12 protein-coding genes are annotated in these 11,700 nt (G+C 73.9%); 3 read left to right on the plus strand and 9 right to left on the minus strand.

Translation table 11 applies throughout. The annotated features are described in order from the left end of the window. Positions 1-215: 215 nt before the first annotated feature. From ACVMYR_RS01945 to ACVMYR_RS01965, 5 genes are all read right to left on the minus strand, one after another. Positions 216-839, minus strand: coding sequence for a hypothetical protein (locus ACVMYR_RS01945; protein ID WP_077935709.1), 624 nt, complete (start codon positions 837-839; stop codon positions 216-218). Then, the gene (locus ACVMYR_RS01950; protein WP_077935708.1) at positions 830-1,372 is read right to left on the minus strand and encodes a hypothetical protein; all 543 of its coding nucleotides are present in this window, start codon (positions 1,370-1,372) and stop codon (positions 830-832) included. The genes ACVMYR_RS01945 and ACVMYR_RS01950 overlap by 10 nt, the downstream gene beginning before the upstream one ends. 125 nt (positions 1,373-1,497) lie before the next feature. Beyond that, positions 1,498-3,882 (minus strand): sodium-translocating pyrophosphatase, encoded by a 2,385-nt coding sequence (locus tag ACVMYR_RS01955; protein ID WP_077935707.1) that lies wholly within the window; start codon positions 3,880-3,882, stop codon positions 1,498-1,500. A 376-nt stretch (positions 3,883-4,258) separates the two neighbouring features. Beyond that, on the minus strand, positions 4,259-4,693 hold the full coding sequence (locus ACVMYR_RS01960; protein WP_043961491.1) for an ATP-binding protein: 435 nt from the start codon (positions 4,691-4,693) through the stop codon (positions 4,259-4,261). Then, positions 4,693-5,049: an STAS domain-containing protein gene (locus tag ACVMYR_RS01965; RefSeq protein WP_043961490.1), complete on the minus strand. Its 357-nt coding sequence runs from the start codon at positions 5,047-5,049 to the stop codon at positions 4,693-4,695. Before ACVMYR_RS01965 ends, ACVMYR_RS01960 begins: the two co-directional genes overlap by 1 nt. A gap of 141 nt (positions 5,050-5,190) precedes the next feature. On the opposite strand from ACVMYR_RS01965, the gene ACVMYR_RS01970 reads away from it, so the two are divergent. The 3 genes from ACVMYR_RS01970 to ACVMYR_RS01980 all read left to right on the plus strand — a co-directional run bounded on the left by ACVMYR_RS01970 (position 5,191) and on the right by ACVMYR_RS01980 (position 8,677). Further along, entirely contained in the window at positions 5,191-7,608 is a 2,418-nt protein-coding gene (locus ACVMYR_RS01970; protein WP_077935706.1) for a DEAD/DEAH box helicase, read from the plus strand. A 140-nt stretch (positions 7,609-7,748) separates the two neighbouring features. After that, positions 7,749-7,955: a hypothetical protein gene (locus tag ACVMYR_RS01975; protein WP_043961488.1), complete on the plus strand. Its 207-nt coding sequence runs from the start codon at positions 7,749-7,751 to the stop codon at positions 7,953-7,955. A 143-nt stretch (positions 7,956-8,098) separates the two neighbouring features. After that, on the plus strand, positions 8,099-8,677 hold the full coding sequence (locus tag ACVMYR_RS01980; RefSeq protein WP_077935705.1) for an LURP-one-related/scramblase family protein: 579 nt from the start codon (positions 8,099-8,101) through the stop codon (positions 8,675-8,677). A gap of 398 nt (positions 8,678-9,075) precedes the next feature. On the opposite strand, the gene ACVMYR_RS01985 is transcribed toward ACVMYR_RS01980, so the two are convergent. The 4 genes from ACVMYR_RS01985 to ACVMYR_RS02000 all read right to left on the minus strand — a co-directional run bounded on the left by ACVMYR_RS01985 (position 9,076) and on the right by ACVMYR_RS02000 (position 11,698). Next, the gene (locus ACVMYR_RS01985; protein WP_077935704.1) at positions 9,076-10,446 is read right to left on the minus strand and encodes an eCIS core domain-containing protein; all 1,371 of its coding nucleotides are present in this window, start codon (positions 10,444-10,446) and stop codon (positions 9,076-9,078) included. A gap of 186 nt (positions 10,447-10,632) precedes the next feature. Beyond that, a complete protein-coding gene (locus tag ACVMYR_RS01990; RefSeq protein WP_228986490.1) occupies positions 10,633-10,992 on the minus strand; it encodes an Rv3654c family TadE-like protein in 360 nt (119 codons plus the stop codon). 92 nt (positions 10,993-11,084) lie between these two features. Beyond that, a complete protein-coding gene (locus ACVMYR_RS01995) occupies positions 11,085-11,402 on the minus strand; it encodes a TadE family type IV pilus minor pilin (RefSeq protein WP_077935703.1) in 318 nt (105 codons plus the stop codon). Between the two features lie 128 nt (positions 11,403-11,530). Next, positions 11,531-11,698, minus strand: coding sequence for a DUF4244 domain-containing protein (locus tag ACVMYR_RS02000; RefSeq protein ID WP_077935702.1), 168 nt, complete (start codon positions 11,696-11,698; stop codon positions 11,531-11,533). Between the last annotated feature and the right edge of the window lie 2 nt (positions 11,699-11,700).

Raw genomic sequence — 11,700 nt, forward strand, 5'->3', positions numbered from 1 at the left:
TTCCCCGGGCACCGGCGACGGTCTTGCCGGACGGCGCCACCGTACACCGTGGGTAGGCCCTCGGGCGGGCCACTGTGACGACGCCGCCTCTCGGTGGAGGTCCGACCAGCCGCTCCGCCGCCGCCGTCGGACGGCCGGAGTGTCCTTGATCGGACACCCGGAGGAGGCCGACCGGCGACGCCCCGCCCGGCCCAGGACGTGCCGCGGCACCCGGCTCAGGGCGCGGCGGGCCAGTCGGCGGCGGCGGGCGGGCGGTCGCCGATGAGGTCGGCGAGGCGGGCCAGCCGGCGGCGGCCCGTGATCCGGTACGCCGGCCCGCCCGCCTGCGCGTCGAGCAGCACCGCCGGCAGGCCGACGGCGGCCAGGGCCGCGCCGACCGGTTCCCGGCAGTGCTCGTCCGCCGCGCCGAGGCGGAGCAGGAACCCGGGCGGGTCGGCCGCCCCGGCGGCGGCGACCCAGAGCCGCAGCCGGCGGCCGTTGAGGTGGAACCCAGCGGGCGGCCGTTTCACCTCACCCGCTGTCGGCGGGCCGCGCAGCCAGGCCAGCGCGAGCGGCGCGAGGGTGCTCGCGTACGAGGTGCGCACGAGGTGCCGCCCGTCGGCGGTCGCCTCCCAGGTCGCGGCGACGCCGCGCCGGGACAGCTCGGCGACGAGCACGTGCACCCGCCAGGCGGCGTCCAGCACGATCGACAGCCGGGCGGTGCCGCCCATCCGGGACACCTCACCGGGACCGGCGAGCAGCCCGGCCAGGTCGGCGACGGACGGGTCCGCCGCCTCGGCGCCGAACAGGGAGAGCTGCCGCACCGGGTCGGGTGGTCGGTCGGGGGACGTCAGCGGCACTCCGGGACCTCGTCGAAGGCCTGCCTGAGTTCTTCGGAGTCGAGCCGGCTGGTGTCCAGCGCGCTGGCGTCGTACTCCTTGTTGAGGGTCTCCACGGCCGTGCGCACCCCGTCGTAGAAGGCGGTGGCCTCGCCGGTGCCGAGCCCGTCGATGGTGTCCCGGGCCCGGCCGTACGCGTCGCGCACCTTGCCCAGGGACGCCTGGAAGCGGGCCGAGACCTCCTCGCCGTTCTCGGTCTCGGGGACGCCGGCCTGGTCGATCTTGCGGCGGGCGGTCTCGCTGGCGTCCTCCGCGCCGGCAAAGAGCCGCACCAGGTTCTCCTTCGCCTGCGCCGGGGTGGTCTGCGCGGTCATCTGCTGCTGGGTGCTGCTGGTCAGCTTGTTGATCTCGGCCCGCCACGGGGTGAGCGCCTCGCAGACCGACGCCGCCCACGCCCGGGGGCTGGGGCCGCCGCCGCACGCGGCCAGCGCCAGGACCAGCGTGGCGAGGACCGCCGTCAGCTTTCCGGCGGTCGCCGCCCGGCACGTGCGCATGCGTTGCAGCGTACGGCCTCAGCGCCGTTGTGCCACGGGTCGGTTTGCCGCCCCGGGCCCGCCACGGGGTGTGCGGGTTCCCGGCCGGCGGTGGTGGACCGGCCGGGAACCCGCTGTGTCACCGCTCAGGCGTTGACCGTCTCCGGCCGCTGGTCGGCGCTGCCGGCGCCGGTGCCGCTGTCGTCGGAGTCGCCCATCGCGATGCCCTTGCGCTTGCTGAACACCACCGCCGCCACGACGATCAGCGTGGCCACCACCGCGATGCCGACGCGGAGGCCGACGTTGCGGTCGTCGCCGACGCTCCACGCCACGACGGCCGGCGCGATCAGCAGCGAGACCAGGTTCATCACCTTGATCAGCGGGTTGATCGCCGGGCCGGCGGTGTCCTTGAACGGGTCGCCGACGGTGTCGCCGATGACCGTGGCGGCGTGCGAGTCGGAGCCCTTGCCGCCGAACGCGCCGTCCTCGACGAGCTTCTTGGCGTTGTCCCACGCGCCGCCGGAGTTGGACAGGAAGACCGCCATCAGGGTGCCGGCGCCGATCGCCCCGGCCAGGTACGCCGCCAGCGCGCCCGGCCCGAGGCCGAAGCCGACGGCGATCGGGGCGAGGATGGCGAGCAGGCCGGGGGTCATCAGCTCGCGCTGCGCGTCCCGGGTGCAGATGTCGACGACCTTGCCGTACTCGGGGCGCTGGGTGCGGTCCATGATCCCGGGCAGCTCGCGGAACTGCCGGCGCACCTCCATCACCACCGCGCCCGCCGAGCGGGACACCGCGTTGATGGCCAGCCCGGAGAAGAGGAACACCACGGCCGCGCCGATGATCAGGCCGACGAGGTTGCGCGGGTTCGCCACGTTCAGCGAGTTGAGGATCTCCGCGCCGACGTCGCCGACGCCCGCGTCCGAGTACGCCGTGCGCAGCGTGTCGGTGTACGAGCCGAACAGCGCCGTCGCCGCGAGGACGGCGGTGGCGATCGCGATGCCCTTGGTGATCGCCTTGGTGGTGTTGCCGACCGCGTCCAGCTCGGTGAGGATCCGGGCGCCGTTCTCGTCGATGTCGCCGGACATCTCGGCCACGCCCTGCGCGTTGTCGGAGATCGGGCCGAAGGTGTCCATCGCGACGATCACGCCGACGGTGGTGAGCAGGCCGGTGCCGGCCAGCGCCACCGCGAACAGCGACAGCGTGATGGAGCCGCCGCCCAGCAGGAACGCGCCGAAGACGCCCGCGCCGATCAGCAGCGCCGAGTAGACGGCCGACTCCAGGCCGACGCTGATGCCGGCGAGGATGACGGTCGCCGGGCCGGTCTGCGAGCTCTTGCCGATGTCCTGCACCGGGCGGCGGTTGGTCTCGGTGAAGTAGCCGGTGAGCGCCTGGATCGCGGCGGCCAGCACGATGCCGATGATCACGGCGGCGATGGTCACGCCGCGCGGGCCCAGCGGCGGGTCGCCGCCGTCGACGCCGAGGCTGGCCCGCCACTCCGGCCCGAGCAGGTCGGCCCAGGTCGGCTTGAGGTAGACGAAGGAGGCGATCGCCACCAGCACCGCGGAGAACAGGGCGGAGAGGTAGAACGCCCGGTTGATCGCGGTGAGACCGTTGCGGTCGGAGGCGCGCAGCCGGGTGATGAAGACGCCGACGATCGCCACCAGCACGCCGATCGTGGAGATGATCAGCGGGAGGACGAGACCGTCGTTGCCGAACGCGGCGCGGCCGAGGATCAGCGCGGCAACGAGGGTGACGGCGTACGACTCGAAGAGGTCGGCGGCCATGCCGGCGCAGTCGCCGACGTTGTCGCCCACGTTGTCGGCGATGGTGGCGGCGTTGCGCGGGTCGTCCTCGGGGATGCCCTGCTCGACCTTGCCGACCAGGTCGGCGCCGACGTCGGCGGCCTTGGTGAAGATGCCGCCGCCGACCCGCATGAACATGGCGAGCAGGGCCGCGCCGAAGCCGAAGCCCTCCAGCACGGTCGGCGCGTCGCCCTTGAACAGCAGGACGACCAGCGCCGCGCCGAACAGGCCGAGACCGACGGTGAGGAAGCCGACCACGCCGCCGGTGCGGAAGGCGATCTTCATGGCGCCCTCCCGGCCGCCGGTCGCCTCCCGGGCCGCGGCGGCGACCCGCAGGTTCGCGCGGGTGGCCAGCCACATGCCGGCGCCGCCGATGAACGCGCTGAACAGGGCGCCCACCACGAAGAAGGCGGACCGGCCGATCTTCACCGCCATCTCGCTGCCGTCGGTGTCGTGCACCGGCAGCAGGAAGAGCAGCACCACGGCGATCACCACGAAGATCGCGAGGGTCCTGAACTGCCGGAGCAGGTAGGCCGAGGCCCCCTCCTGCACCGCTCCGGAGATCTCCTGCATGTTGGTGGTGCCCTTACCGGCTGCCAGCACGGCCTTGGTCAAGGCGGCGGCGAAGACGAGTGCCACCAGCGCGATGACCGCGGCGATGACGACGTACGTCAGGTTGGCTCCGGTAAGGGACAGTGCGCCGCCGTCGGCGGCCATGGTCCCGGACATCTGTGTCCTCCTGTACCGAACACTCGCGCCGGCCGGTGGAGACGCACGGACCGACGCCTGGATGCGGACTCGCAAGCGCGCCAACCCACTCCAGCGGACCAGCGATGAACACCCATACCCGCTGGCTGCGGGAAGGATCACTTGCTGACAACCCGCGTACTGTAGCCCTCTGTAGTGCCAGAGGTCACATTGAGGGGCACCGTGTTCGGATGATCTTCGTCGCTGTGTTACGAGAAGAATTCTGATATAAGCCCCGACCACGACGAACGGGCCGCCCTCCCGGTCGGGAGTGCGGCCCTGAGCAGCCAATCAATGGGTTGAGCGCCGAGTCAGTCGGGACGACTGACCATGCGATCAGCGGGGGTTGATCCGGGAGTCAGCGACCCACCGGCCACACCATGCGGACCTCCGTGCCGACGCCCTCCTCGACGGGGCGCACCTGAAGATCCTCGACGAAACCGGCCAGCAGCGCGAAGCCCACGCCGGTGGTCAGGTCGTCCTCGTTGAGCGACTCGTTGGCGAGCTGGTCGGCGTCCAGCGCGGCCAGGCCGATGCTCGCCTCGATCGGCGCCCGGTCCACCACCCGCACCGCGTACGCACCGCTGTCGGACATCTCCACGAGCACCGGATCCGGCACGTTGTACTGCCGGTGCAGCGCCACCGCCCGGGTGCACGCCTCACCGATGGCCAGCCGCACCTCGTCGAGCAGGTCCTCGCGGACGCCGGCGCGGCGAGCCACCGCGACACCGACCAGCCGGGCGGTGCGCACGTGCACCGGGGCCGGCGAGAAGGAGAGCCGGACCGTCGCCATCAGGCGCCGGAGCCGGTCGGATCGGCCCCGATCGCCGCGTCGACGGTCGGGTACAGCGGGAAGACCTGATCCAGGGCGGTGATCCGGAAGATCTTGAGCAGGGGTTCCTTGCCACAGACCAGCGCGAAGCTGCCGCCGGCCGCGCGCAGCCGCTTCAGCGCGCCCACCAGCACGCCCAGCCCCGTGGAGTCCAGGAAGTCGACCCGGCCCAGGTCCACCACGACGTGCCGGTCCCCGCCGTCGATCAGCTCCAGCAGCCGTTCCCGCAGCCGAGGGGCCGTGTAGACGTCGACCTCACCGCCGACCTCGAGCACCGTGTGCTCCCCCACGGCACGGGTCGCCAGCGACAGCTCCATCGGTCCTCCTCGCAAGAGTCGTAAACTCTCCTGGGCATCTAACCATCCCCGCCGGGGCCGTCCGCGAGGTCACCGGCGAAGGGCTCCCCCATACCCACACCCCCGCCGGTCAACTCCGAACACTTGTGCGAGAGTGCAGACATGCCCCCCGCAGCCACCGTAGCCGCAGGCCACGGCCCCGACCGCCCACCCGGTGCGGCCCCGGCCGAGCTGCTGCGTCGGCTGCGCGCGCGCACCGGCGGCGACACCGACCCGGTCACCCACGTCGAGCGGGTGCCGGCCCGGCCCGGCGAACAGGCACCGTGGCCGCAGTGGACCCCCGAGGAACTGCGCGCGGCGTTCGCCCGCCGCGGCGTCGTCGCGCCGTGGCGGCACCAGGCCGAGGCCGCCGACCTGGCGTACGCGGGCACGCACGTCGTCGTCGCCACCGGCACGGCGTCCGGCAAGTCCCTGGCCTACCAGCTTCCCGCGCTGGCCACCCTGCTCGCCGACCCCCGGGCCACCGTGCTCTACCTCGCGCCGACCAAGGCGCTCGCCGCCGACCAGCTGCGCGCCGTCGCCGGCCTGGAACTCGACGGGGTACGCCCCGCCACCTACGACGGGGACACCCCGCGCGCCGAGCGGGAGTGGATCCGCCGGCACTCCCGGTTCGTGCTGACCAACCCCGACATGCTGCACCACGGCGTCCTCCCCGGGCACGCCCACTGGTCGGGGTTCCTGCGCCGGCTTGCGTACGTGATCGTCGACGAGTGCCACACCTACCGGGGCGTGTTCGGCTCCCACGTCGCGCACGTGTTGCGCCGGCTGCGCCGCCAGTGCGCGCGCTTCGGGCGTACCCCCGTGTTCCTGCTGGCCTCGGCCACGTCGGGTGACCCGGCGACGGCGGCCGGGCGGCTCACCGGCCTGCCCGTCGCGGCCGTCACCGACGACGCCTCGCCGCGCGGCGGGGTGACCTTCGCCCTGTGGGAGCCGCCGCTGCTGCCCGGCGACCAGGCTCCCGGGGCCGGCGGCCAGGCGGGCGGGGCCGGCGACCTCGCGCCGGTGCGCCGGTCGGCGCTGCGGGAGACCGCCGACCTGCTCGCCGACGCGGTCGCCTCCGGCGTGCGCACCCTCGCCTTCGTCCGGTCCCGCAAGGGCGCCGAGGTGGTGGCCGCCACCGCGCGCCGCGCCCTCGACGAGGCCGTCCCCGGGCTCGGCGACCGGGTGGCCGCCTACCGGGCCGGCTACCTGCGCGAGGAGCGGCGCGAGCTGGAACGCGCCCTGCTGCACGGCGACCTGCTCGGCCTCGCCTCGACCAACGCCCTGGAACTCGGCGTCGACCTGGTCGGCCTCGACGCCGTGCTGATCTGCGGCTGGCCGGGCACCCGGGCGTCGCTGTGGCAGCAGGCCGGGCGGGCGGGGCGCTCCGGCGACGAGGCGCTCGCCGTGCTCGTCGCCCGGGACGACCCGCTGGACACCTACCTCGTGCACCACCCGGAGGCCCTGTTCGGCCGCCCCGTCGAGGCCACCGTGCTCGACCCGGCCAACCCGTACGTGCTCGCCCCGCAGCTCGCCTGCGCGGCGGCCGAGGCCCCGCTCACCCCCGCCGACCTGGACCTCTTCGGCGACGGCGCGAAGGAGGCCGTCGACTCGCTCGTCGCGGCGGGCGCGCTGCGGCAGCGGCCGACCGGCTGGTACTGGCGGCACCGCGAACGCCCCGACGTGGACCTGCGCGGCGAGGGCGGCGCCCCGGTCTGCGTGGTCGAGGCGGCCACCGGGCGGCTGCTCGGCACCGTCGACGGCGGATCGGCCCACTTCCTCGTCCACGCCGGCGCGGTCCACCTGCACCAGGGCGTGTCCTACGTGGTCGACTCGCTGGACCTCGACGACGGGTGCGCGCTGGTGCACCCGGAGGAGCCCGACTGGTCCACCCACGCCAGGGACGTCACCTCCCTCACCGTGGCGTCAATCCGCTCGTACGTCGACGCCGGGCCCGTCGGGCTCTTCCTCGGCGAGGTGGACGTGACCAGCCAGGTCGTGTCGTACCAGCGACGCCGGATCTCCTCCGGCGAGGTCATCGACACCCGCCCGCTGGACCTGCCGGCCCGCGAGCTGCGCACCGTCGCCGTCTGGTTCACCCTCTCCCCGGAGTCGCTGGCGGCGGCCGGGGTCGAGCCGGCGGACGTGCCCGGGGCGCTGCACGCCGCCGAGCACGCCGCCATCGGGCTGCTGCCGCTGATGGCCACCTGCGACCGGTGGGACATCGGCGGGCTGTCGACGGCGCTGCACCCGGACACCGAGGCCCCCACCGTCTTCGTCTACGACGGGCACCCCGGCGGGGCGGGTTTCGCCGAGCGGGCGTACGGCACGGCCGCACAGTGGCTGCGGGCCACCCGCGACGCGATCGCCGAGTGCGGCTGCGAGGCGGGGTGCCCGTCCTGCGTCCAGTCCCCGAAGTGCGGCAACGGCAACAACCCGCTGTCCAAGCCGGGCGCCCTCCGGGTGCTCGACGTGGTGCTGGCCAACCTGCCCGCGCCGGGGGCCGCGCTGCCCCGGCAGGGTGACCGACGCTCCGAATAGCCGGCGTGCCGGACGGGCCGGTATCGGAAGGCGTGCATGACCGAAAGGCCTAGTGGGCATTGATGCATGGGAGCGCTTCCATGTCAGGCACCCGCCCCACTACCCTGAGATCGCCGTTTCCAGCCGCCGGAGGAGGAGTCGTGGCCGACACCATCGCCGAGACCGTCGACCTGCTCTACACCATCGACCAGGAACACCTCACCCCCGACCAGCAGATCGCCCTCGGTGCCGCCATGGCCACGCTCGCCCAGGCGGAGCGGCTGGAACAGATCAACGAGCGGCTGCGCGGCATCCACCAGGTGCTCAACGCGTGGGCGCTCAAGGCCACCGTCGACGGCGGGCGCTGACGGCTGCCAGCGGGCCGGCGGCCGTCAGCCGGCGGGGCGGGTGCCGGCGGGCTGTGCGAGTGTCGGTTCGCGGGCGGTTGTCGGCCGCCGGGCGGTTGTCGGCGGGCTGTGCGAGACTCCGGCGACCCTTTGGAGGAAATCTCATGCAGCTCGACACCTTGCAGCACCAGCAGCAGTTCCACGTCCGGCAGCGAATCCGGATGATGGTCAACCAGTACGAGGTCCACTCCGTCGCCCCCGACGGCTCGGAAGGCGGACTGCTGGCGTTCGCCCAGCAGAAGCGGCTGGCGTTCAAGGAACAGGTCACCATCTACACCGACGACAGCAAGCAGCAGCCGCTGCTCGGCTTCAAGGCCCGGCAGCGGCTGGACCTCGGCGCCACGTACGACGTGACCGACCACGCCGGCACCCCGATCGGGCTGTTCCGCAAGGACTTCGCCCAGTCGCTGCTGCGGTCCACGTGGCACGTCGAGCAGGCCGGCCTGCCGCAGATCACCGGCCAGGAACGCAGCATGCCGGTGGCGCTGCTGCGCCGGTTCGTCGACTCGCTGTCCTGGCTGCCGTACCACTTCGACTTCACCGCCGGCGGCCAGCCGGTGTTCTCGGTCATCAAGAAGTGGGGCCTGCGCGACCGGTACGTCGTCGAGGTGCACAACCCGCAGATCGACCGGCGGCTCGTGATCGCCATGGCGATCGGCCTGGACGCTCTCCAGGGCCGCTGACCCGGGGACGCTGCTGGCCCGACGTCATCCCGGTCCGACGGCCTTCGGCCCCGCCGCTGGCTTTCGGCCCCGCCGCCGGCCTTCGGTCCCGGCTCCGCTGAGCGGCCGGGGCCGGGCCGGGACGGCCCACACCACCACTCCCATCTGCTCGGCCAGGCGCAGGACGTCGGCCGGGCCGGGTCCAGGGCCACGGCAGCAGGCGGGAACGCGACGCTCCGCCGGCGGGGTGGGAGGCCACTCCTTCCCTGATCGAGCACGATCTTGTTGCCTGCCCGCCCGCTCACACCTACGCCGAGGCCGGGTGAGCGACTTTGGCACAGGTGCCAGGAGGAGGTCAGCGGGCGCTCATGCAGATCGGTGGGCCGACTCCGGCAAGACGAGCACCGGCAGGCCGGCGCTCAGGCGCGGGAGATGTGGATCAGCCGGTAGTTGGGGCTGTGCCGGGTCTGGAGCGGCACTCGGGTCCGGTCGAAGTCCGGGTTTCCGAGCTCGACCTCGGTGCCCTCCGGCACGTTGAACTCCCTGACGGTGAAGGTCAGGGGCACGTAGCCGGGCAGGCTGGCGTTGCCGCTGTTGACCCTGTTGATGCCGTCGATGACGCCCTGCGCAAACCCCTGGCCGGGCTCGTTGTCGGTCAGCACATAGGCATGGCTTGCGGCCCCCATCACCTCGTCGAGGCAGGAAGCGAGGTCGTTCGGCGGCGCCAGCTTCGTCCACGGCCCTGGGTGCGGCACGAAGATGTCGGTGTGCGGCACGTGGTTGCCGAACGCGGTGATGGACGCCTGGTGAAGCATCACCGCGTTGGCGGGCACGCCGACGCTCGCAAGCGTGGATTGCGCCGTCGGCGTCATGTCCGGGTCGTAGGCCGACACCTGGCCGCGCTGGCTCGCGAGGTCACGCAGGAAGTTGGCCTCTCCCCGGCTGACCACGTTGATCCCACCGGTCAACGTGTTCCGCACCACCGCCAGCGCCTCCTCGACGTGGTACCACTCGTCGTCGTCGGCCAGCGTCTGCAACTGGGCGATCATCGTCTGGGGAAGGCCCGCGAACGCCGGATAGGTGGGGACATCGTTCGACTCCAGCAGGGTGGGGTCCGCCGGGTCCCCCGCAGCGATCATCCGCTGGACCGCCGGCGCTCCGACCTCGTGCCCGCCGGTGTCCGCGTCGTGCTGCTCCGATTCGGCGGCGGGGGACGGAGGTGCCGCTGACAGCGCCCTGGCCGCGGTCTCCTCGGCCTCCCGCTCGAACCGGTCGGACGGGTCGCTGATCCGCAGCCCGTCGCCGTGATCCGTGCCGTCCACCGCGCCCAGGCGCTGCTGGACGACGTGGGTCAGCTCGTGGGCGAGGGTGTGCCGGTCGGCACCGCCCTGGCCGATCACCACGTGGTTGCCCGAGGTGTAGGCCCGTGCCCCGATCTCGCCGGCCGACTGCTCCGCCGCCGTGCCGGTGTGCAGCCGGACGTCGGAGAAGTCGGCGCCGAGCCTGGCCTCCATGTCGGCCCTGGTCGTCTCGTCGAGCGGTGTCCCCGCGGAACGCAGCACCTCCGGCACCGTCGACCGTTGGACCGGCTGCCCTCCGGCCAGCAGGCGGCCGACCTCGGCGTTGCCGATGGCGCGCTGGAGCGCCGGCAGCGCGGCCGGCGTGAGGGCGTCCGGCCCCAGGTCGGCGTAGGCCGGGTGGGCTGCCGCCGGTTCCGCGTCCCGGACGGGTCCCGTCAGGGACGCTGAGCCCAGCCGGCGCTGCCGATCCGGGTCCTGCCGTGCGTGCATGATCGTCTCCGTTCGACGGGCTCCGCGGGACCGGTTCGGACGGGTGGGGCCTGGCTCGGGCGACGAGCCGGCCGGGACGAGCCGGGCGATCTTCGTCATCCCACCTAAGCGCGCGGAAGACCGCTCCGCGAGAGCCGCCGGGGCACACCCGTTGCCCCTGAGGGCGCGCGCCGCGCTGTCGATGCGTCATGCCCTGACCGGGCCGGCGCGGGCGGTCGCCATGGCGACCCGGGTGAGGCCGGGCACCGGCGTGACGGTCACCTCCGTCGCCACCACGGCGTCCAGCCCGTCGAGCCGGCAGCCGGTCAGCCGCGCCCCGTTGGCCCGCGCGACGGCATCGGCGGACGCGCAGGCCACCTCGCCGCCGGTGAGCGCCTGCGCCGCTGCGGCGAGCGCGGCGAAGTCCGCCGCCACCGCGGCCCGCTGGCGCGCGACCCGGGCAGCCTCGACGGCCGCGCCGAAGACGCCGACGATCACGAACACCAGCCCGACGGCGAGCAGACACACGGTCGCCCCGCCCCGATCGCCGCCGCACCGCCGACCCACGGTCGTCCCGCTCGTCTCGGCCCCGCCGGACCGCCCGTTGCCCGGAGCGCTCGCTGCGCGGGCCGGTGCGCCCAGGGTGACTGAGCGGGTCCTCACGACTGCGGGCCCGGGGCGCCGGGCTCGACGGCGGCCACCGCCGTAGCGGTCACGGTGATGAGGGGCAGCCGAGCGCCGAGGGCGCGCACGGGTGCCCGTACCGACGCGGTGACCCTTTCGCCGCCCACCGAGACCGAGACGTCGGCTCCGGCGGGTGCCGCCGCCTCGCCCGCCGCGACGCCGGGCTGGCCCCGGGAGGCGGCGAGCGCCGCCTCCCGGGCCGCCCCGAGGCAGCCGGCCTGCGTCGCCACCGCGTTGACGGCGGTGAGACCGGCGAGCAGGAGCAGCAGCAACGCCGGCAGGCCGGCGGCCATTTCGGCCGTGAACGACCCACGCTCCCGGGGCCGCCGGAGTCGACGCCGCCGCGCCCGACGACCACGTCGACCGGATGCTGGCTGCCGCTCCGGCGTACCCCGATCGCGCACGGCCTGCCGGCGGGGCGTCACTTCAGTGCCCGGTCGATCACGGCGGTCAGCGCGGACTGGACGTTGCCCGAGGTCAGCACCTTGAGCAGGATGCCGGCGAACGCGACGGCGGCGAGGGTGCCGACGGCGTACTCGGCGGTGTTCATGCCGGCGTCGCCGCGCAGGCGGACGAGCAGCTTTCGCATGT

Source organism: Micromonospora sp. PTRAS2 (genome assembly GCF_054052245.1).

Bases quoted from the DNA above. Each gene is read 5' to 3' on its own strand.
- ACVMYR_RS01955 (WP_077935707.1), bottom strand. From the start codon at position 3,882: ATGTCCGGGACCATGGCCGCCGACGGCGGCGCACTGTCCCTTACCGGA.
- ACVMYR_RS01950 (WP_077935708.1), bottom strand. From the start codon at position 1,372: ATGCGCACGTGCCGGGCGGCGACCGCCGGAAAGCTGACGGCGGTCCTC.
- ACVMYR_RS02000 (WP_077935702.1), bottom strand. From the start codon at position 11,698: ATGCGAAAGCTGCTCGTCCGCCTGCGCGGCGACGCCGGCATGAACACC.
- ACVMYR_RS01970 (WP_077935706.1), top strand. From the start codon at position 5,191: ATGCCCCCCGCAGCCACCGTAGCCGCAGGCCACGGCCCCGACCGCCCA.
- ACVMYR_RS01960 (WP_043961491.1), bottom strand. From the start codon at position 4,693: ATGGCGACGGTCCGGCTCTCCTTCTCGCCGGCCCCGGTGCACGTGCGC.
- ACVMYR_RS01980 (WP_077935705.1), top strand. From the start codon at position 8,099: ATGCAGCTCGACACCTTGCAGCACCAGCAGCAGTTCCACGTCCGGCAG.
- ACVMYR_RS01995 (WP_077935703.1), bottom strand. From the start codon at position 11,402: ATGGCCGCCGGCCTGCCGGCGTTGCTGCTGCTCCTGCTCGCCGGTCTC.
- ACVMYR_RS01965 (WP_043961490.1), bottom strand. From the start codon at position 5,049: ATGGAGCTGTCGCTGGCGACCCGTGCCGTGGGGGAGCACACGGTGCTC.
- ACVMYR_RS01985 (WP_077935704.1), bottom strand. From the start codon at position 10,446: ATGCACGCACGGCAGGACCCGGATCGGCAGCGCCGGCTGGGCTCAGCG.